Annotated in this window: 18 protein-coding genes and 8 tRNA genes; 24 read left to right on the top strand and 2 right to left on the bottom strand. The window is 49.1% G+C overall.

Annotated elements, in window-relative coordinates; translation table 11 throughout:
- Positions 1-33 precede the first annotated feature (33 nt).
- The 21 genes from ruvA (at position 34) to nadA (ending at position 12,501) form a co-directional block, all read left to right on the top strand.
- Positions 34-654: a Holliday junction branch migration protein RuvA gene (ruvA, locus tag HNR75_RS05900; protein ID WP_188026069.1), complete on the top strand. Its 621-nt coding sequence runs from the start codon at positions 34-36 to the stop codon at positions 652-654.
- Positions 655-667: 13 nt separating this feature from the next.
- The gene (gene ruvB, locus HNR75_RS05895; RefSeq protein WP_188026068.1) at positions 668-1,684 is read left to right on the top strand and encodes a Holliday junction branch migration DNA helicase RuvB; all 1,017 of its coding nucleotides are present in this window, start codon (positions 668-670) and stop codon (positions 1,682-1,684) included.
- Between the two features lie 448 nt (positions 1,685-2,132).
- Positions 2,133-3,689 (top strand): cytochrome ubiquinol oxidase subunit I, encoded by a 1,557-nt coding sequence (locus tag HNR75_RS05890; RefSeq protein WP_188026067.1) that lies wholly within the window; start codon positions 2,133-2,135, stop codon positions 3,687-3,689.
- 12 nt (positions 3,690-3,701) lie between these two features.
- On the top strand, positions 3,702-4,841 hold the full coding sequence (gene cydB / locus HNR75_RS05885) for a cytochrome d ubiquinol oxidase subunit II (RefSeq protein ID WP_188026066.1): 1,140 nt from the start codon (positions 3,702-3,704) through the stop codon (positions 4,839-4,841).
- Between the two features lie 10 nt (positions 4,842-4,851).
- On the top strand, positions 4,852-4,962 hold the full coding sequence (cydX, locus tag HNR75_RS05880; protein WP_188026065.1) for a cytochrome bd-I oxidase subunit CydX: 111 nt from the start codon (positions 4,852-4,854) through the stop codon (positions 4,960-4,962).
- Between the two features lie 134 nt (positions 4,963-5,096).
- On the top strand, positions 5,097-5,510 hold the full coding sequence (gene ybgC, locus HNR75_RS05875; protein WP_188026064.1) for a tol-pal system-associated acyl-CoA thioesterase: 414 nt from the start codon (positions 5,097-5,099) through the stop codon (positions 5,508-5,510).
- A gap of 1 nt (position 5,511) precedes the next feature.
- Entirely contained in the window at positions 5,512-6,183 is a 672-nt protein-coding gene (gene tolQ, locus HNR75_RS05870; protein WP_188026141.1) for a protein TolQ, read from the top strand.
- A 2-nt stretch (positions 6,184-6,185) separates the two neighbouring features.
- Complete coding sequence (gene tolR / locus HNR75_RS05865; protein ID WP_188026063.1) at positions 6,186-6,626, top strand: protein TolR; 441 nt, start codon at positions 6,186-6,188, stop codon at positions 6,624-6,626.
- Between the two features lie 15 nt (positions 6,627-6,641).
- Positions 6,642-7,709, top strand: coding sequence for a cell envelope integrity protein TolA (gene tolA, locus HNR75_RS05860; protein WP_188026062.1), 1,068 nt, complete (start codon positions 6,642-6,644; stop codon positions 7,707-7,709).
- Between the two features lie 41 nt (positions 7,710-7,750).
- Positions 7,751-9,046: a Tol-Pal system beta propeller repeat protein TolB gene (tolB, locus tag HNR75_RS05855; RefSeq protein ID WP_188026061.1), complete on the top strand. Its 1,296-nt coding sequence runs from the start codon at positions 7,751-7,753 to the stop codon at positions 9,044-9,046.
- A gap of 27 nt (positions 9,047-9,073) precedes the next feature.
- Complete coding sequence (pal, locus tag HNR75_RS05850; RefSeq protein ID WP_188026060.1) at positions 9,074-9,592, top strand: peptidoglycan-associated lipoprotein Pal; 519 nt, start codon at positions 9,074-9,076, stop codon at positions 9,590-9,592.
- Positions 9,593-9,604: 12 nt separating this feature from the next.
- Positions 9,605-10,396 (top strand): tol-pal system protein YbgF, encoded by a 792-nt coding sequence (gene ybgF, locus HNR75_RS05845; RefSeq protein ID WP_188026059.1) that lies wholly within the window; start codon positions 9,605-9,607, stop codon positions 10,394-10,396.
- A gap of 147 nt (positions 10,397-10,543) precedes the next feature.
- Positions 10,544-10,619, top strand: a tRNA-Lys gene (locus HNR75_RS05840).
- A gap of 10 nt (positions 10,620-10,629) precedes the next feature.
- Positions 10,630-10,705: transfer RNA gene (locus HNR75_RS05835), tRNA-Val, on the top strand.
- A gap of 18 nt (positions 10,706-10,723) precedes the next feature.
- A tRNA-Lys gene (locus HNR75_RS05830) sits at positions 10,724-10,799 on the top strand.
- A gap of 11 nt (positions 10,800-10,810) precedes the next feature.
- A tRNA-Val gene (locus HNR75_RS05825) sits at positions 10,811-10,886 on the top strand.
- Positions 10,887-10,933: 47 nt separating this feature from the next.
- A tRNA-Val gene (locus HNR75_RS05820) sits at positions 10,934-11,009 on the top strand.
- Between the two features lie 19 nt (positions 11,010-11,028).
- A tRNA-Lys gene (locus HNR75_RS05815) sits at positions 11,029-11,104 on the top strand.
- A 7-nt stretch (positions 11,105-11,111) separates the two neighbouring features.
- A tRNA-Val gene (locus HNR75_RS05810) sits at positions 11,112-11,187 on the top strand.
- Positions 11,188-11,198: 11 nt separating this feature from the next.
- Positions 11,199-11,274: transfer RNA gene (locus HNR75_RS05805), tRNA-Lys, on the top strand.
- 165 nt (positions 11,275-11,439) lie between these two features.
- Positions 11,440-12,501 carry a quinolinate synthase NadA gene (nadA, locus tag HNR75_RS05800; protein ID WP_188026058.1) on the top strand — a complete coding sequence of 354 codons (1,062 nt, stop codon included), beginning with the start codon at positions 11,440-11,442 and terminating at the stop codon, positions 12,499-12,501.
- A 76-nt stretch (positions 12,502-12,577) separates the two neighbouring features.
- Here the strand turns inward: nadA and HNR75_RS05795 are convergent, their stop codons facing one another.
- Positions 12,578-13,468: a D-hexose-6-phosphate mutarotase gene (locus HNR75_RS05795; protein ID WP_188026057.1), complete on the bottom strand. Its 891-nt coding sequence runs from the start codon at positions 13,466-13,468 to the stop codon at positions 12,578-12,580.
- Positions 13,469-13,541: 73 nt separating this feature from the next.
- Positions 13,542-14,537 (bottom strand): glyceraldehyde-3-phosphate dehydrogenase, encoded by a 996-nt coding sequence (gene gapA / locus HNR75_RS05790; protein WP_188026056.1) that lies wholly within the window; start codon positions 14,535-14,537, stop codon positions 13,542-13,544.
- Between the two features lie 317 nt (positions 14,538-14,854).
- Here gapA and malQ point away from each other — a divergent pair, with 317 nt between their 5' ends.
- The 3 genes from malQ to glgX all read left to right on the top strand — a co-directional run bounded on the left by malQ (position 14,855) and on the right by glgX (position 21,428).
- On the top strand, positions 14,855-17,041 hold the full coding sequence (gene malQ, locus HNR75_RS05785; protein ID WP_188026055.1) for a 4-alpha-glucanotransferase: 2,187 nt from the start codon (positions 14,855-14,857) through the stop codon (positions 17,039-17,041).
- 66 nt (positions 17,042-17,107) lie between these two features.
- Positions 17,108-19,291, top strand: coding sequence for a 1,4-alpha-glucan branching protein GlgB (glgB, locus tag HNR75_RS05780; protein ID WP_188026054.1), 2,184 nt, complete (start codon positions 17,108-17,110; stop codon positions 19,289-19,291).
- A 55-nt stretch (positions 19,292-19,346) separates the two neighbouring features.
- Entirely contained in the window at positions 19,347-21,428 is a 2,082-nt protein-coding gene (gene glgX / locus HNR75_RS05775) for a glycogen debranching protein GlgX (RefSeq protein ID WP_188026053.1), read from the top strand.
- The last annotated feature ends 16 nt before the right edge of the window (positions 21,429-21,444 follow it).

Here is a 21,444-nt window from a genome sequence, read left to right as displayed (position 1 = left end):
TACCGCAGATATTTTTGCATAGGAGCAACGCCCGTGATTGGCAGACTGCATGGCATTATCATTGAAAAATCTCCTCCGGAAATTCTGTTCGACGTCGGTGGTGTCGGGTATGAACTGCAGTTACCGATGACCTGCTTCTATGAATTGCCCGCAGTCGGGCAGGAAGCGACAATTATCACTCATTTCGTTGTTCGTGAAGATGCGCAGTTGCTGTACGGCTTTAATACAAAGCAGGAGCGCACACTGTTCCGCGAATTGCTGAAAGCCAATGGCGTCGGGCCGAAACTGGCGCTGGCGATTATGTCCGGCATGTCGGCTCATCAGTTCGTCGCCTGTGTCGAACGTGAAGATGTCTCTTCGCTGGTGAAACTACCCGGTGTTGGCAAAAAAACGGCTGAACGCCTGATTGTCGAGATGAAAGATCGCCTCAAAGGCTGGACCAGCCATGATCTGTTTACTCCTTATACCGATGCTGCTCCTGCAGACAACACCAGTGTGTCTGAACCTGCCGATACGATCGAAAGCGAAGCTGTTGCCGCGTTGCTGGCACTGGGCTACAAACCCCAGCAGGCCAGTCTGGTGGTGAGCAAGGTGATCAAACCGGAGATGACGGTAGAAAATGTCATCCGTGAAGCGCTGCGTGCCATGCTGTAACAGGATGTGAAGAATGATTGAAGCGGATCGACTGATAGCCCCGGCAACGGTGACGACTGAAGAAGAGCAACTGGATCGTGCCATTCGCCCGAAAATGCTTGCCGATTATCAGGGGCAGGATCAGGTGCGCACGCAGATGGAGATCTTCATCGAAGCCGCGCGCCGGCGCAATGAAGCGCTGGATCATGTGCTGATCTTTGGCCCTCCCGGGCTGGGTAAAACCACACTGGCGAATATCGTCGCCAATGAAATGGGCGTCAATATCAAAACTACCTCTGGTCCGGTGCTGGAAAAAGCCGGTGATCTGGCGGCGCTGCTCACCAATCTTGAACCACACGATGTGCTGTTTATTGATGAAATCCACCGCTTAAGCCCGGTAGTCGAAGAAGTACTCTATCCGGCGATGGAAGATTATCAGCTCGACATCATGATCGGGGAGGGACCTGCCGCCCGCTCCATCAAACTCGAATTGCCGCCGTTTACACTGATTGGTGCCACGACGCGGGCCGGTTCGCTAACCTCTCCACTGCGCGATCGTTTCGGGATCGTGCAGCGGCTGGAATTCTATAAAGTTGAGGATCTGGCGCATATCGTCGCGCGTAGTGCCAGTTGTCTCGGCTTATCACTCGATACTCAGGGGGCGTTCGAGATCGCCAAACGCGCCCGCGGTACGCCGCGTATCGCCAACCGGTTACTGCGCCGGGTGCGCGATTTTGCTGAAATCCGCTCCGATGGTCATATCTCCGATCAGATCGCAGCACAGGCGCTGGATATGCTGGATGTCGATAATGCCGGTTTTGACTACATGGACAGAAAACTGTTGCTGGCAATTATCGATAAATTTATGGGCGGGCCGGTTGGCGTTGAGAACCTGGCGGCCGCCATCGGTGAGGAAAAGGAAACTATCGAGGATGTGCTGGAACCGTATCTGATCCAGCAGGGCTTTTTACAACGTACCCCTCGCGGGCGTATTGCCACGCCGCGTGCTTATCTGCATTTTGGTCTTACCACTCCGGAGCGGCAGGGATAGTCCTGCTGTTCATCTTTTGTTTTATTCAGTTCTGTCATTATTTATTACGATAATTTTATTAAAAAGATTTTGTTAAATTATCGTTAACGAATAGGGCTGTAATCCACGCAGAAATAGAAAGAATATTGCGGATGAGCTCGCAATTTACAGATGACTAATTGCTTTATTTGTTGAGTTAAATCAATGAAAAGAGTTTAAGCTCATCTCTCGGCAATGTTCTGATTTACAATGATAAGAGTTGTGCCTGTTTAACAACTTGTTAAATATAAGAATTATTGTCTTTGGTTCGTCTTCGCCAAAAAGCCAGGTTTTAACTACATTTATGGCAAAAATGATCCAAATTTGTGTCAAATAGTATAACATTCACTGAAAATACAACATTAACGTAGCGATGTCGTTTTGTGCCGACGGAGTCTGCCAACAATGTCACTTTTGATGAGGAATAATCATGATCAATGAACTTGTGGTTGATCTGTCGCGGCTGCAATTTGCCGCCACAGCTCTCTATCACTTCCTGTTCGTTCCATTAACTATCGGGATGACATTTATCCTGGCGATAATGGAATCAGTGTATGTGATGACAAACAACCCGATCTATAAGGACATGACCAAGTTCTGGGGTAAATTATTTGGTATCAACTTCGCTCTGGGTGTGACAACTGGTCTGACCATGGAGTTTCAGTTTGGTACTAACTGGTCATATTATTCGCATTACGTCGGTGACATTTTCGGTGCGCCGCTGGCGATCGAAGGTCTGATGGCGTTTTTCCTGGAATCAACCTTCGTCGGTATGTTCTTCTTTGGCTGGGATCGTCTGACTAAAGTGCAGCATCTGGCTTCTACCTGGTTAATGGCGCTGGGCACTAACTTCTCTGCGCTGTGGATTCTGGTAGCAAACGGCTGGATGCAGTTCCCGGTTGGTTCCGAATTTAATTTTGAAACCATGCGTATGGAAATGGTCAGTTTTGCCGACCTGATTTTCAACCCGGTTGCGCAGGTCAAATTCGTTCATACCGTGGCGGCGGGTTATACCTGTGGTGCCATGTTTGTTCTGGGTATTTCTTCTTACTATCTGCTGAGAAAACGAGATATCCCGTTTGCCCGTCGTTCCTTCGCCATCTCTGCTGCATTCGGCATGGCCTCAATTCTGTCTGTAATTGTGCTGGGTGACGAGTCAGGTTACGAGCTGGGTGATGTTCAGAAGGCCAAACTGGCGGCTATCGAATCACAATGGGATACACATGAGGCACCTGCACCGTTTACTGCCTTTGGTATTCCGGATCAGGAGAATCAGCGGACTGATTTTGCCATCGAAATCCCTTATGTAGCCGGTATCATCGCCACCCGTTCTATTGATGAAGAGATTACCGGTCTGAAAGACCTGATTGCACAGAACGAGAAACGTATCCGTAATGGCATGCAGGCGTATGCGTTGATGAAAAAGCTGCAAGCAGGCGAGAAGACACCTGAAAACCTGGCCAAATTCCAGGAGCTGAAGGTTGATCTGGGCTATGGCCTGCTGTTAAGCCCATATGCACCGAATATTGTTGATGCAACGGAAGAGCAGATCAAAATGGCGGCTAATGATTCCATTCCGCCTGTAGCTCCGATTTTCTATTCCTTCCGGGCCATGGTCGGTGCGGGTGTGCTGATGCTGCTGCTGATCGGTCTGGCATTCTATGACAGCTGCCGTCACCGCATCGGTGAACGGACCTGGTTACTCAAGGCGTTGCTGTGGGGGATTCCGCTGCCATGGATTGCGATTGAAGCAGGCTGGATCGTGGCTGAAATTGGTCGTCAACCATGGACTATCGGGGAAGTATTGCCAACGTATCTATCCGCCTCAACATTGTCGCCGAGTGATGTGCTGTTCTCTATGATTGGTATTTGTGCGTTCTATACCGTCTTGCTGATCATTGAAATGTATCTGATGTTCAAGTTTGCCCGTAAAGGTCCGAGCAGCCTGAAAACCGGTAAATATTTCTATGAAACGGAACAGGCATAAGAGGGAACCATCATGTTTGATTACGAAGTATTGCGTCTGATTTGGTGGGTTCTGATCGGTGTCTTGCTGATTGGATTCGCTGTGACTGACGGTTTTGATATGGGGGTAGGTGCACTGTTGCCTATCCTTGGTAAAACAGACACTGAACGTCGTGTCATGATCAATACCATTGCGCCGCACTGGGATGGTAACCAGGTCTGGTTGATCACTGCCGGTGGTGCGTTATTTGCTGCATGGCCAATGGTATACGCAACCGCATTTTCCGGTTTTTATATTGCGATGATACTGACACTGATGGCGTTATTCTTCCGCCCGGTCGGTTTTGATTATCGTTCTAAACTGGAAGGTTCCCGCTGGCGCAACAGCTGGGACTGGTGTCTGTTCATCGGTGGTTTTGTGCCACCAATCGTGATTGGTGTCGCATTTGGTAACCTGCTGCAAGGTGTGCCATTCAGTGTGGATACACTGATGCGTACTACTTATGAAGGTACTTTCTTCCAGTTGCTGAATCCGTTTGGTCTGCTGGCAGGACTGGTCGGTCTGTTCATGTTTGTTACCCAGGGTGCGACCTGGCTGATGATGAAAACAGAAGGCGAGCTACAGGATCGTGCCCGTAAAACGGCCATGCTGGCGGCACTGCTGACTTTCATATTATTTGCTGTTGGCGGTTACTGGGTTGCAAACGGCATTGATGGTTATACCATCGTCAAATTTGCTGGTACTGATGCGGTCTCTAATCCGCTGAACAAGGACGTTGCTGTTTCTGCCGGTGCGTGGATGCAGAACTATTCCCTGTATCCGTGGATGGCGGCAGCCCCTGTTGGTGGCTTGGTGATGGCGGTACTGACTATTCTGGCTGCGCGTTTTGACCGGGCTGGTTTTGCGTTCTTGTTTTCATCACTGATGATTGCTGGCGTGATCCTGACAGCAGGCTTTTCCATGTTCCCGTTTGTTATGCCATCCAGCCTGAATCCGGCTCAGAGTCTGACAATGTGGGATGCCACCTCATCCAAGAACACGCTGACCGTCATGACATTTGCTGCTGCGATTTTTGTACCGATTGTACTGGGCTATACCATCTGGACATATATCAAGATGTTTGGCCGTGTCAGCAATCAGTTTGTTGAAAAGAATAAACATTCCGTCTACTAGGAGGCATTTGATGTGGTATTTCACATGGGTTCTTGGCGTGTTATTGGCCTGTGCTTTCGGTATCATTAATGCCTTGTGGCTGGAACACACCGAAAATATGGATCGTCGGGTAGACGATTAGCAAGTTAACCGGACGAAAGGCCACCTGATTCAGGTGGCTTTTTTATTGAAAAAATAAAGTGAGCAAGATCACCTTCTTTCCGCAATTATGCTGGGGTATATTATGCGCGTCTTACGACTGCGGGATTGAGCTCGATGGTCAACTCAGAATTTAGCTGGCCGGTGCGGATCTATTACGAAGATACCGATGCTGGCGGCATAGTATATAACGCGAATTATCTGAAATTTCTGGAACGTGCTCGCACAGAATGGCTGCGTCATCTTGGGATAGAACAGGATCTGCTATTGCAGTTGAATGTAGCCTTTGTTGTGCGTCATATCGATATTGAATTCCGTAATGCGGCCCGGTTTAACCAGTTACTGGCGGTTTCCTGCCGTGTAGCGCAACTAAAACGGGCTTCAATGGTATTTTCACAAGAGATTGCGGACGAATCTGGCCGGACAATTGTAACTGCTGATGTAACGATAGCCTGCGTCAATCTCTCTGCAATGAAACCTATAGCTATTCCTGATGATGTAAGTGGAGTGATTGCTCGTGCAACCAGCTGAAATGTCGTTTACCAACCTGATTTTCGAAGCCAGCCCATTGGTACAAATCGTAATGTTGATCCTGTTGTCCATGTCGATTGCATCATGGGCGATTATTGTTCAGCGAACCAAAGTTCTGAAAGAAGCCCGTTCTATTTCTGAACAATTTGAAGAGCGTTTCTGGTCTGGCATTGATCTGAACCGCCTGTATCAGGAATGCGCGAATCGTCGTGACGAACTGAGTGGGCTGGAGCAGATTTTCTATTCCGGATTTAAAGAATTCGCCCGTCTGCATAACAGCGGTCTGAAAAATCAGGAAATGATCATGGATGGCACTTATCGTGCCATGCGCGTTTCACTCTCCCGCGAAATTGATGAACTGGAAACGCATCTGCCTGTCCTGGCAACCATTGGCTCAATCAGTCCGTATATCGGTCTGTTTGGTACGGTATGGGGGATCATGCATGCCTTCATCGCATTATCTGCTGTTAAAAACGCCTCGCTGGCCATGGTCGCACCACCAATTGCAGAAGCGCTGATTGCAACGGCAATGGGTCTGTTTGCAGCGATTCCTGCCGTGGTTGCATATAACCGTTTCAGTACCAAAGTTGAACGTCTGGACAATGCCTACGTTAACTTTATGGATGAATTCTCCACCATTCTGAACCGCCAGCTTGGCAACAAGGGTGAGTAACCATGCACGTCAACAAACGTAGCAAAAGACGCGCTGTTGCCGAAATTAACGTCGTTCCATATATCGACGTCATGCTGGTGTTGCTGATTATTTTTATGGCAACCGCTCCAGTGGTGATGCAAAGCGTTAAAGTTGATTTGCCTCAGACAACATCCCAGCAGTTGTCTGAAGACTCCGAATTACCGGTCATTGCTGAAGTAGATAAAGACGGTCATTACTCGATCAAACTCAGTACCGAAGACAGCAGAGATGTTGCTGACCTGGTTGAGCTGGCCGGTATTGTTGCTGACTTTCATAAAACACACCCGAATGTCCCTGTACTGGTCGGCGGCGACAAAGAGGTGAAATATGATGCCATCATCCAATTAATGGCATCCCTGAAAGACGCAGGTGTAGAAAGTGTCGGTCTGATGACTCAGCCTTCTTCCGAGCAAAAAAAATAACGGAGTAGTGGCGTCGTGAAACGTGGCATGAGAGGTCCGATAGTAATCTCTATCATACTGCATGCACTTTTGATCCTGATGTTCATTCTGAAATGGAATCTGGACAAGCCCAAACGGCCTGCCGGCGGCGGCGGTGGCGGTGGTGGCATCGTGAATGCAGTCGTGATTGATCAATTGAAATTTGATCAGCACAAACAGTTTGTTAAGCAACAGAAAGCCAAGAAATTGGAAGAAGCGAAAGAGCAGGCTGAAGCTAAAGAGGCCGCTGCCGAGGCTGCGCGTCAGGCCAAGCTGGAGAAAACTATCCAGCTGAAGAAACAGCAGGCTGCGGAACGGGCAACAAAAGAAAAAGCCCGCCAGGAAGAAATTCAGAAGCAGAAAGCGATAGCCCTGCAGAAGAAAAAAGAAGAACTGAAGAAAAAGCAGGAAGAAGAGAAAAAGCTGGCTGAACAGAAAGAAGCTGAAGAAAAAGCTGAAAAACTGAAGGCAGAAAAAGCTGCGAAAGAAAAGGCTGATAAAGAAGCTAAAGAAAAAGCCAAACAGGAAGCCAAAGAAAAGGCAGAAGAAGAGGCTAAGAAAAAAGCTGAACAAGAGGCCAAAGAAAAAGCAGCTGAAGAAGCTAAAGAGAAAGCTGAAAAACTGAAAGCAGAAAAAGCTGCGAAAGCCAAAGCTGTGAAGGAAGCCAAAGAAAAGGCGAAACGTGATGCGGCTGAAGCCAGTCAACTGGAAGATGAATTGCTGAGCGAAGATATTGGCGGAGCTGCAGCCGGACCATCCGGAAACAGTTCAAAACCATCAACATCAGCAGGCCCTGGTGGCTCTGGTGGTGGCGATCCTGGATATGGTGATAAGGTTGCCAATATGATTGAGCAGCGCATGCTGATTGATCAGAACATGAAGGGTAAGAGTTGTGTTGTTAAAATCAGACTGGCTCCGGATGGACTGGTGCTGAGCGCAACCGCAGGTAGTGGCGATCCTTCAATCTGTCGTGCAGGCGTTACAGCTGTTAATATGATAGGCAAGTTCCCTGCTCCGCCATCGGATGCTGAACGGACTATTAATGCAACAATACAGCCCCAGTAATGATGATTCTTAATTTTGTAACAACCGGGAAATGAATAAAGATGAAAAAACTCTTGATAGCATTGATTGGGTGGTTGTGGTTTAGTCAGTCTGCCATGGCAGAACTGGATATTCTGGTAACCGGTGGTATGGACAGTGGCCGTCCTGTTGCGATTGTGCCGTTTCAATCGGACGGATCTGTGCCTGAAGATGTGGCTAATGTGATTAGTTCGGATCTGATGCGTAGCGGGAAATTCAGTCCGCTGAGCCGTAACTCACAGCCTGAACAACCGGCACAGAGTGGTCAGATTAATTACGCTTCCTGGTCTGCATTGGGTACTGAAGCGGTTGTTGTTGGTCATATTGAAGCTGCGGGTGCAGGTCAGTACCGGGTAACGTTCGAGCTGGTTGATGTTGCCCGTGGTCAGTCAGGTGGTAATGCGGTGCTGGATAGTCGTGTCGCGACAGTGACCGCGAAACAGCTGCGTAAATATGCTCACCGTATTTCTGACATCGTCTATGAAAAGTTGACTGGCGAGCGTGGTGCTTTCCTGACCAGTATTCTGTATGTCACCGTGAATCGCGGTGATGCCATGCCATACCGTCTGATGCTGGCTGATTACGATGGTTATAACGAGCGTATGCTGTTACGTTCCCGGGAACCGATCATGTCACCAACCTGGTCTCCGGATGGTCGCCGAATTGCCTATGTAAGTTTTGAAAAACGTACTCCGGCAATATTTATTCAGGATCTGTACTCCCAGGCCCGTTCAATGCTAGTGGCATTGCCAGGGATCAATGGTGCGCCATCATGGTCACCGGACGGACGTTCTATGGCCGTGGTATTGTCTAAAGATGGTCAGCCGGATATTTATACGGTGGATATCGGTTCCCGTCGTATCAGCCGCCTGACCTCCGATCCGGCGATTGATACCGAACCATCCTGGAGTGCGGATGGCCGTTCTGTCTTCTTCACGTCTGAGCGTGGTGGCAGACCGCAAATTTATAAAGTAGATGTAGCATCACGTAGCTCCAGCCGTGTAACATGGGAAGGTGATTCGAATCTTGGCGCAAGCGCGACTCCGGATGGCAAAGCGTTGGTCATGGTGAGCCGGATTCAGGGTGCATACCGTATTGCACGTCAGGATCTGAATGGTGGCGGTGTGTATGTACTGACCAGCTCATCACTCGATGAATCACCAAGTGTTGCGCCAAATGGCAGCATGATTATCTACAGCACTGTATATCAAGGTCGCCAGGGGCTGGCACTGGTATCGGCAGACGGGCGCTTTAAAGCTAACTTGCCTTCCGCGAAAGGGGAAGTTCGCTCTCCGGCCTGGTCACCGTTTTTGAATTAATCCGAGCAATGTACCAAGGATATGAAAATGAAAATTAACCCACTGCTGAAAACGCTGCTGATTGCTATTCCATTAGTTACACTGGCTGCATGTAGCTCTAAAAAAGGGTCTACATCTGCTGATACTGATGGCATGGGCGCAGGTCAGGGTGTAGAAACCGCTGGTCTGGACTCAGGTATGTCAGCTGATGAACAAGCTCGTCAGCAGTTTGAATCGCTGAAACAGGACAACGTGATTTACTTCGGTTTCGATTCGGATGCAATCGAAGGCCAGTATGCTCAGTTGTTACAGACTCATGCTGATTTTCTGCGTAGCCACAACACTGTCAAAGTGCTGATCGAAGGTCACACTGATGAAAAAGGCACACCAGAATACAACATCGCACTGGGCGAACGTCGTGCGAAAGCGGTTGCCAAATATATGCAGAACCTGGGCGTAGATGTCTCTCAGTTGTCTGTAGTCAGCTACGGTGAAGAAAAACCGGCAGACCCAAGCCACGGTGAAGGCGCTGACAGCCACAACCGTCGTGCGGTACTGGTTTACTAAGGTTGAATGTTGATGGGTTACCTCCATTATGTAAAAGCGGCCACATTGATGGCCGCTGTTTTTTCTGTTTCTCTGGTGCACGCAGATGAACTTGAAGATCGTGTGCTGAAACTGGAGAGAATGGTGAATGCGCGCAACCTCTCTCAGATAGAAATGCAGCAGCAGATTGACGCGTTAACTAACGATGTCCGTTCTTTGCGGGGGGCACTGGAAGAGTCGAACTACAAGCTGCAACAGGCGACGGAACGACAAAAATCGCTGTATCAGGAACTGGACAAACTTCAGCAGCAGCCAGCACAACCGCAACCGGCAGCCGCTACTGCGCCATCTCCTGGTGCCCAACCACCGGCAGACGCAGCTCAGCAGCAACCGGTAGAACCGGCACAGCAAAGCACAATCCCCACTCAGCCGACAGCTGCTGCTCCTGCTGGTGGCTCGGAAAGCAAAGACTATGATGCTGCTGTTGCGCTCGTTTTAAAGCAGAAGAATTACGCCCAGGCGATTCCGGCTTTTGATTCGTTCATTGCGAACTATCCGAATTCGTCATTGCAGCCGGGCGCCCACTACTGGTTAGGCCAGTTACTGCTTAATCAGGGTGATCGTGAAAAAGCGAAAACGCATTTTCTGACAGTTGCACAGAAATATAAAGACTCACCAAAGCGTCCGGAAGCAATTTATAAGCTGGGTGTTATCTCCAAGGCGGATGGTGATACAGAAAAAGCGAATAAATTTTTCCAGCTGGTAATTAAGCAATACCCAAATACTTCTGCCGCTCAACTGGCGCAGAAGGCAATTGGTGGTTAATAATAAGTTAAATCTGGCCTAAAGTAGGAAAAATTGGTCGAACGGTGAGCAAACAGGAAAAAATCATTACTTTTCTGTTGCGTCGGAAACTTAAATCCGTATTATAGGCCGCCGTTGGCAGGGCACAAAGCAAAGCCAGCAAAGAGTGGGTCGTTAGCTCAGTCGGTAGAGCAGCGGACTTTTAATCCGTTGGTCGAAGGTTCGAATCCTTCACGACCCACCACGAATTCCCAGGTCGCTTAGCTCAGCTGGGAGAGCACCTCCCTTACAAGGAGGGGGTCACTGGTTCGATCCCAGTAGCGACCACCAGTTTCAAGATTTACCAGTGGGTCGTTAGCTCAGTCGGTAGAGCAGCGGACTTTTAATCCGTTGGTCGAAGGTTCGAATCCTTCACGACCCACCACTTAATTCCCAGGTCGCTTAGCTCAGCTGGGAGAGCACCTCCCTTACAAGGAGGGGGTCACTGGTTCGATCCCAGTAGCGACCACCAGATTTGAAAAGCATGGTTGCATTCCCATATTAACCATGAAGGAATTAGGTCGCTTAGCTCAGCTGGGAGAGCACCTCCCTTACAAGGAGGGGGTCACTGGTTCGATCCCAGTAGCGACCACCAAAATTTGTCGTAAGTGTGTGGGTTGTTAGCTCAGTCGGTAGAGCAGCGGACTCTTAATCCGTAGGTCGAAGGTTCGATCCCTTCACAACCCACCAGTTCCCAGGTCGCTTAGCTCAGCTGGGAGAGCACCTCCCTTACAAGGAGGGGGTCACTGGTTCGATCCCAGTAGCGACCACCAATTCTTTCGATGGGTCGTTAGCTCAGTCGGTAGAGCAGCGGACTTTTAATCCGTTGGTCGAAGGTTCGAATCCTTCACGACCCACCATCTTCTCTGATAAAACCTCACAATCCCACGTTCTGATGCTGTTAATTTTAAATTTGTTTTAACTGCATAATTACTCATTTGTCCGCGCGATAGCATTAATAAAATTCAGCAACTCTGTCTTCTCGGTTATAATCAGCGAAGCATTAATGTAAGCCGGAGTCAGATATGAACAGCTCAGTCAATGTGGTTGAAATTGACTATCCTTTCCCACAAATTCCTGCACCATTGTCAGCAGAGCGCAAGCAGGAGCTGACTGCGCGCATTTCTGAATTACTGAAAGCCAAAAATGCAGTACTGATTGCGCATTACTATACCGATCATGATATTCAGGCTTTAGCCGAAGCTACCGGCGGTTTTATCGGTGACTCATTGGAGATGGCCAAGTTCGGTAAGCAACATGCTGCACAAACGCTTATTGTGGCGGGAGTGCGCTTTATGGGCGAAACGGCGAAGATCCTGAGTCCGGAGAAGCATGTGCTCATGCCGACGCTGCAGGCTGAATGTTCTCTCGACCTTTCTTGCCCGATCGAGGAATTTTCTGCATTTTGCGATGCACATCCTGATCATACCGTGGTTGTTTATGCGAACACGTCTGCCGCAGTCAAAGCCCGTGCCGATTGGATTGTGACGTCCAGTATCGCTCTGGAAGTGGTTGAGCATCTGGATGCGGAAGGTAAAAAAATCCTGTGGGCGCCTGATCGTCATCTGGGTGCTTATATTGAGAAGAAAACTGGTGCCGAGATGCTGCGCTGGCAAGGCGCCTGCATCGTTCATGATGAATTCAAAGCTAAAGCATTAGCACGCCTCAAAGAAGAACATCCTGATGCTGCCGTACTGGTGCATCCGGAATCACCGGCGGCGGTGATTGATATGGCGGATGCTGTAGGCTCTACCACGCAACTGATTAAAGCGGCTCAGCAATTGCCACACAAGAAACTGATTGTCGCTACAGACCGCGGCATCTTTTATAAGATGCAACAGGCTTGCCCGGATAAAATAATGATTGAGGCACCTACAGGTGGGGATGGTGCAACCTGCCGTAGTTGTGCGCATTGTCCGTGGATGGCGATGAATGGTCTGGAAGCGATATATGCTGCGTTATCTGAGCAGGCGGATGCCCATGAAATTCATGTGGAAGAATCCGTTCGTCAGAAGGCGTTGATTCCTCTGAATCGTATGCTGGATTTTGCCGCCAGTTTGCAGCAAAAAGTGAGCAGTAATATCTGAAGGCGATAAGCTAAAACAGTAAAAAGCAGAACACTCCTCCGCTGAGAGTTCTGCTTTTTATTATCCTGCTATTTTATCAGGCAAGATAACGCAGTGTTGCGCTCAGTGTATGCTCTTCACCTGCGGCAACCACAACGCCTTCACCGGTCACGGCAGTTTCAATACATACCATCGTTGGCCAGCGATCACTATCGAAGTCAGGCATATTGGCAGCAATCTTGTCCCAAGGATTCCAGACTACAACAGAATTGGCATTGCCGTTATTCAGCTGAACGGTTTCATAACCGTTAGTGAACGTGACAGCAGCAGCTGGCGCTGTATAGATACGATCCATACCTTCAGTCAGCAGAAGGTCACCATCCTGTGCTCTTTCACTTTGTGTCAGCTTGTCATAGAAACGATCGCCTAAGCCCGAGATTTTGACAGACTCAGTATTCAGGGTATCGAAATAGGTGTGTAACGCACCGCGGTAACGAAGTTCACTACTACCGGTATTGGTCGTGGTGATAGACATGGTCAGTTCCGCGCCAACCTGCACTTCAAATTCCAGACGGAAATCATGTGGCCACAATTCACGGGTTTTCTCTGTGCTTTCCAGAACCAGATGAATCAATGTGCCGTCTGCGTTCTCACTGATACCTTCCAGTTTCCATTCATTGATACGGGCAAAACCATGTAATGGCTTATCAGTACCAATGTCAGCAGAAGCCGGACCAAACCATGGCCAGCAGATTGGAACACCGCCACGGAATGGTTTAGAACCATCCTGAGCAGAGGTATTGCTCATCCATAACAATGGGTGTTTACCATTGGCCTGATAATGCATCAGATGTGCACCAAACAAAGAAATCGCTGCTTCCGCATGATCGTTTTTAATCAGCAGATAGGAGAGACCAGCACTGCCTGTCGCCAGCGTGACATGGTTGGTTAAGTCCTTTTGTTTAGTCAGATTGAAGTTTTGTAGCATGATGACTCCTTGTGGTAAAAAAAAGGCAGCCAATTGGCTGCCTTCTTGAAACTCATTCGGAATGAGCGCTCAATTATTTAGCGATGTGAGCGATCAGGTCCAGAACTTTGTTTGAGTAGCCGATTTCGTTGTCGTACCAAGAAACCAGTTTAACGAAGTTGTCGTTCAGAGCGATACCAGCTTTAGCATCGAATACTGAAGTCTGTTTTTCGCCAACGAAGTCAGTTGATACAACTTCATCTTCGGTGTAGCCCAGAACGCCTTTCATTTCGCCTTCTGATGCAGCTTTCAGAGCAGCACAGATTTCAGCGTAAGTAGCTGGTTTAGCCAGACGGCAAGTCAGGTCAACTACAGATACGTTAGGAGTTGGAACACGGAAAGCCATACCAGTCAGTTTGCCTTTCAGTTCTGGGATAACCACGCCTACTGCTTTAGCTGCGCCAGTAGAAGATGGGATGATGTTCTGAGCCGCGCCACGGCCACCGCGCCAATCTTTAGCAGATGGGCCGTCAACAGTTTTCTGAGTAGCGGTAGTAGCGTGAACAGTGGTCATCAGACCTTCAACGATACCGAATTTGTCGTTGATAACTTTAGCCAGTGGAGCCAGGCAGTTAGTGGTGCAAGATGCGTTAGAAACGATGTCCTGACCAGCGTAAGTAGCGTGGTTAACACCCATTACGAACATTGGGGTAGCATCTTTAGATGGGCCAGTCATAACAACTTTCTTGGCACCAGCAGTGATGTGTTTACGAGCAGTGTCGTCAGTCAGGAACAGACCAGTTGCTTCAGCAACAACGTCAGCACCGATAGCGCCCCAGTTCAGGTTCGCTGGATCACGTTCTGCAGTTACACGGATAGTTTTGCCGTTAACAACCAGGTTACCGTCTTTAACTTCTACAGTGCCTTTGAAACGACCGTGAGTTGAGTCGTATTTCAGCATGTACGCCATGTAGTCAACGTCGATCAGGTCGTTGATACCAACAACTTCGATGTCTGAACGCTCGAAAGAAGCACGGAAAACGAAACGACCGATACGGCCAAAACCGTTAATACCTACTTTGATAGTCATAGTTGTACCCAACATGTGTTCAAGGGAAAAAATTCGAGTATGAATTTACAAGAATTAAGGGGGCATGAGCAACCACCAAGAGACTTTTAATTGCGATATATCATGAAATAGTCAATTTGTTCACTAAGCTTTAGCGTGTTTGTGCTATGTCAAGTCACATGACCTGATTTTTTCTGGATAAATTATAAGCGGTTGAACAAAGCAAAAATAATTGCTGGCGGTCAGGTCACATTCAGTATTACCTTCAATATGTGAGAATAAGCGTTTACCAAGTGGCTCTGGCATTAGTAGCCTGAATTATTCAACGGGAGGATATGATGGATGATCTCCTTGAGTTATTGGCAAAAAAGCGCGGGATAGGGCAGGAATACACGGATATTTGGGGCAAAACGACCCGGACTTCCCCGGAAAACAAACGCGCGATACTGAATGCGATGGGGTATGTAACGTCTGACCCTGAGGCATTGGCTGCTCAGATCGCTGATGAAGACATCAGACACTGGCAGCAGATATTGGAACCGGTCTATATCAGAAGACAGCAGGCGGAGCATCAGGTGGTGTGTCGTTTGCCGGCTGGTGCAACTCAGCGGTTGATCTGGCGCATTGAACTGGAATCCGGGGATCAGTTGCAAGGTACAACTGAACTTACTGAAAATCATAAAATAAAATCATTTGAATATAATAAAATCTTATATTCTGAATATTCTTTAAATATTCAGAATAATATTCCTTGTGGATATCACAGATTAGTTCTTTTATCTGAAAATAACGCCAAAATATTAGCGGCTTCGTCTTTAATTATCGCGCCGTCACATTGTTTCCATCCCGGCTTTATTCAACAAAATCAAAAGTGCTGGGGACCCAGCGTTCAGCTGTATAGTCTGCGCAGTCAGCGTAACTGGGGCGTAGGTGATTTCACGGATCTTAAGATGCTGCTCCGGGGCGTTGCTGCCTGGGGAGCGGATTTTGTCGGTCTGAATCCGATCCATGCTCTGTATCCGGCCAATCCGGATGCGTGCAGTCCTTATAGCCCATCTTCCCGCCGCTGGCTGAATGTCATTTATATCGATGTTGAAGCTATTCCGGAATTTAAGGCTAATCCTGAACTGCAGAAAGCCTTGTCTGTCTCGGAAGAACAGGCACAGCTGCAGCAGTTGCGGACTGTGGAATGGATTGATTATAAGGCTGTCTTCGCCTTCAAGATGCGCTGGTTACGCCAGGTCTTTGAAAACGCGGATTTGTCAGATCGTTCAGAACGAGGCAGAGCGTTTGCAGAATATATAGCGGCCGGTGGCGACAGTCTGTTGCAGATGGCCACTTTTGACGCCTTGCAAAACACCCTGTATGCCGGTGGTCTGGAAGCATGGGGACCGCCTGTATGGCCGGATGCTTACCGGGATTACCATTCCGCCGCGGTTAAAACCTGGATTGCCTCACATCAGTTTGATATCCGTTTTTATCTGTTCCTGCAATGGGTCGCTGATCAGCAGCTGACAGAAGCCGAGCAGTTGGCGAAGGCGCTGGGGATGAAAATTGGCCTGTACCGGGATCTGGCTGTCGGTGTCTCCGAAGGCTCTTGCGAAATATGGGCAAATAAAGATTTTTATTGTCCCGAGGCCAGCATTGGCGCGCCGCCGGATCCACTGGGCCCGCAAGGTCAGAACTGGGGATTACCACCGGTTGATCCGGTGCGTTTATATCAGGCGGCCTATCAGCCATTTATTGAGCTGCTGCGGGCCAATATGCGTGGTTGTGGCGCATTACGTATCGATCATGTCATGGGCTTGCGACGTTTATGGTGGGTTCCGCCGGGAGCACCGTCCAGCATGGGGGCTTATGTCTATTACCCGGTAGACGATCTGCTGGCGATTCTTGCTCTGGAATCTCACCGTCAGCGCTGCATGGTGATCGGTGAAGATCTGGGTACTGTGCCACCGGAGATGCGTACCTTATTACATGATAATGGCATTTATTCCTATAAGGTCTTCTTCTTTGAGCGGGCGCTGGATGGCGGCTTTTTCTCTCCTTCTCATTATCCAGCTCAGGCGATGTCAGCGCTGACGACGCATGATATGCCGACACTGCGTGGCTTCTGGCATTGTGATGATCTTTCGCTGGGGCGTGATCTGGGTCTCTATCCGGATGAAGAAAAATTGCAGGATCTATACCGGGAAAGGCACAGTGCGAAGCAGGCGATCCTGGATTCATTACGCTGGCATGGCATTTTACCGGAAAATATCGGCCATGATGTCAGTTGGGTTGGCATGAGTTCTGCGCTATCGCATGCGCTTCAGGAACATATGTGCCGGGGAAATAGCGCGCTATTCAGTACTCAGCTGGAAGACTGGTTGGAGATGGATCTGCCGGTGAACGTGCCGGGAACCTGCTCGGAATATCCGAACTGGCGGCGAAAATTGAGTAAGGATCTGGAAAGTTTTCTGAATGATCCGGCATTGGCTGTGCTGGCTCGCCGGCTGACTAATGCCAGAAAGCAACTGCAATAAATTTAATATCAGCGAGTTAATGTATCTGTAGCTGATGATCTTTCGTGATGTCCTAGAGGTTTTAATATGTTGTTGAGAGAGCTTAATGAAGCGCGTTGTGGTCAGCCTTTTGAAAAGCTGGGTTGGGTTTATGACAACGAACAAGCCTTGTGGCGTTTGCGGGTCTGGATGCCGCATGCAACTGAGGTTGCGGTACGACGTATTGAGAAAAAGGCCGTTGAATGCAAACTAAAATGTCTGCATACCGATGGTTTGTTCGAAGCTGAATTCCCCGGTCTGGCTGCCACGTTTCCTTATGTGCTGAAAGTGGCTTATGCGGGTGTGAAATCAGAAGTTACTGATCCTTATCAATTCCATGATGAAGCTTTCCGTGGTTTGGCGGAACTGAAACACAGTGCGGACAATGTATACCGGACACTGGGTGCCCAGTTGATGGAGACCGAGGTCAATGGCGTCAAGGTGAAGGGTGTCCGTTTCGCGGTATATGCACCAAGCGCAATGTCTGTCAGTCTGATTGGTGATTTCAACTACTGGGATGGCCGTCGGCATCCGATGCAGCGCAGCCTGTGTGGTCACTGGGTGCTGTTTGTGCCGGGACTGGATGTTGGTGCCCGCTATAAATTTGAACTGAAAGATCTGTATGGTCATTGCTTGCCACATAAAGCGGATCCGGTCGGTTTCTATTCGGATCAATATCCTTCGTTTGCTTCGGTGGTGTACGACCATAAGCAATATGAATGGCACGATGCGGATTGGCAGAAATCGCAGCGGAATGACAAGCTGGAACAACCTGTTTCCATTTATGAAATGCATTTCGCCTCATGGAAACGTCATGAGGATGGTAACTCTTTAAGTTATCGTGAAATGGCGGATGAGCTGATCCCTTATCTGCTGGAAATGAATTACACCCATATTGAACTGATGCCGATTATGGAGCATCCGTTCTCCGGTTCCTGGGGTTATCAGCCGCTGGGTCTGTTTGCACCGACCAGCCGTTTCGGCTCAGCAGATGATTTCAAATATTTTGTGGATCGTTGCCACCAGGCTGGGATCGGCGTGATTCTCGACTGGGTACCGGCACATTTCCCATCTGACTCGCATGGTCTGGCCCGTTTCGATGGTACCCCGTTATATGAGTACGAAGATCCACGTCGTGGCTGGCACCCGGACTGGAATTCCTACATTTATGACTTTGGTCGGGAAACGGTCCGTCAGTTCCTGATCGCCAGTGCGTTGTACTGGCTGGATCATTTCCATATCGATGGTCTGCGTGTCGATGCGGTCGCGTCAATGCTGTACTGGGATTATTCCCGTGACGACGGTCAGTGGGTACCAAACGTTGATGGTGGTAACCACAACTATGAGGCGATCTCGTTACTGCAATGGTTTAACCGCGAAGTTTACGAACGTTATCCGCATGCGATGACAATCGCAGAAGAATCCACTGCCTTTTCCGGGGTATCCCGTCCTACCTATACCGGCGGTCTGGGCTTTACCTTCAAGTGGAATATGGGCTGGATGAACGATTCTTTACGCTATATGGCGAAAGAGCCGGTGCATCGTAAATATCATCACAACGATCTGACCTTCTCCATGGTTTACCACTATAACGAGAATTTCGTTCTGTCTTTATCACATGATGAAGTGGTGCATGGTAAGCAATCACTGCTGTATAAAATGCCGGGCGACGAATGGCAACAGGCTGCCAACCTGCGTGCGTATATGGGTTACATGTATGCGCATCCGGGCAAAAAGCTGAATTTCATGGGAACTGAAATTGCGCAGGCTGCTGAATGGGATCATGACAGCCAGCTGGACTGGTGGTTGCTGGGCTTTGATAAGCATCGTGGACAAAAGAATCTGATCCGGGATTTAAACCGTCTCTACCGTTCAGAACCGGCACTGTATGATGCGGATTATCTGCAGAGCGGGTTTGAGTGGCTGGATCATTCCAACTGGGAAAGCAGCTCTTTATTGATGTTGCGCCGTAATAAGGCTCAGGACAGCTTTGTCATTACGGCCTGTAACTTTACGCCGGTTCCGCGCGATGGCTTCCGTATCGGTGTGCCGGAAGCGGGTCGTTATCAGATCGTGCTGAATACAGATAGCAGTGAATACTGGGGTAGTGATTATTCTGTGGGTGCAGAGATCTTCCAGTCCGAAGCTGTTGAATCACACGGAAAATCTAACTCGATTATGTTGAACCTGCCGCCACTTGCCACCGTATTTATCAAAAAAGTGGCTGAGTAATACAGCGCAACAGGCACCCGTTGCAGTTTGACGGGTGCCGGATGGAGTTAAGACAATGACAGATCAGTATGTATTGCTATCTGGCAGGGATGCACCATTCGGTGCCATTCTGGACTCACAGGGATGTAATTTTGTCTTATGGGCTCCGGAAACCGAGCGTGTCGAGTTATGTCTGTTTGATGCCAGAGAACAGGAAATTGCCCGCATCCGTTTCCGTGAACGCCGTGGTCATCTTTGGTATGGCTATGTTCAGGGCGTAGTGTCCGGTACTTTATATGGTTACCGGGTGTATGGTCCGAATCATCCGGATCAGGGATTACTGTTTGATCCGCAAAAACTGCTGCTGGATCCTTATGCCAAAGCGCTATCGCGTGCATTGGAGTGGAATGAGGAGCTCTATCAGGGCGACAGCCAGTACATGATGCCCAAAGCGATTGTCTGGGATGATGAGTTTGACTGGCAGGGCGTGGTTTCCCCCCGCTACAATGATGCGCAAACCATCCTCTATGAAGCACACGTTAAAGGCTTCACCAAGCTTAATCCTGACGTGCCGGAGCAATTGCGCGGCACTTATCTTGGTCTCTGTCATCCCTCCGTTATCCGTCATCTGCAGGAACTCGGTATTACCTCACTGCAACTGATGCCGGTTGCCAGCTTCATGAGTGAACCACGTTTGATTCAACTGGGACTGAAGAACTACTGGGGATATAACCCCATCTGTTTCATGGCGCCGGATCCTCGCTATGCTGTGAAACATGCGGTGACCGAATTCAAAACAATGGTGCGTGAACTACACCGTGCCGGTATTGAAGTGATCCTAGATGTGGTGTTTAACCATACGGCGGAAGGTGGCCATGGCGGACCATTGCTGAGTTATAAGGGACTGGATAATCGTAATTACTATTGCTTTGACAATGGCGGTTTTGGCCAGGATTTCACCCGTTATAGCAATGTGACCGGCTGTGGTAATTCGTTTAATGTGGATCATCCGAATGCGTTACGACTGGTCATGGACAGTCTGCGCTACTGGGTTACCGAGATGCACGTTGATGGTTTCCGTTTTGATCTGGCCGTGACCCTGGCGCGCGAAGGCGGCGAATTTGATCCTTACGGCGGTTTTTGCAAAGCGATGATTCAGGATCCGGTATTACGCAATGTGAAACTGATTTCCGAGCCCTGGGATATCGGACCGTTTGGCTACCGTCTAGGACAATTTCCGACACAGTGGCGCGAGTTGAATGATCGCTACCGTGACACCATCCGTTCTTTCTGGCGGGGTGATATGGGGAAAATGGCGGAATTTGCCACGCGTCTGCTGGGATCTCGCGATATCTTTCCGAAATCGCTGCGTGTCATTCATTCCAGTGTGAACTTTGTCTGTTATCACGACGGATTCACGCTGGAAGACACGGTCAGTTATGAACAACGGCACAACCAGGCCAATTCCGAAGAGAACCGGGATGGGCACGGTCATAATTTATCGAAAAATTATGGTCTTGAAGGGCCGACACGGGACCCGCGTATTTGCCGTCTGCGTGTGCAGCAGAAGCGGAACATGCTGGCGACGTTGTTGTTATCACAGGGGATCCCTCATCTGCTGGCTGGTGATGAGATGGGGCGAACTCAGATGGGCAACAATAATGCTTATTGCCAGGATAATCGCATCAGTTGGGTTAACTGGCAGTTGAACGAGGAGGATGAGGGGTTACTGCGCTTTGTTAAACAGATGATCCAGGTCCGTCGTTCTTCCAGTGCATTCACGGAATTGCATCTGGGCGATGATCTCTATTTCGGCGCGAGGACACACGCGGATACCGTGCACTGGTATCATCCAGATGGCAGTGAACTGACTGAAAGTGACTGGAATGCGCCTTCTGCGCAGGCGCTGGTAATGGAAATTATTGCCCGGGAAAGTCAGGAACACTGGCTGGTATTGTTTAACTCCAGTGCTTACGACATTCATTTCCGTCTGCCGGAGCCTGCGGAACATCACACCTGGGCACTGGCCGCCGATACCGCCTTTCACGATGGGAAACGGCTGCTGCTGGATGATTTGCCTCAGTTGGTCGCGGTGTGCAGTGCCCGGGCGATGAAACTGCTGCGGGCCTGTTCTTCCGGTGAATGTGATGTTAATTGAATTTTCGGATTAACCC

It is taken from the genome of Tolumonas osonensis (assembly GCF_014202415.1).
Lineage (GTDB): Bacteria > Pseudomonadota > Gammaproteobacteria > Enterobacterales > Aeromonadaceae > Tolumonas > Tolumonas osonensis.
This window is presented reverse-complemented; position numbering and strand designations above follow the sequence as displayed.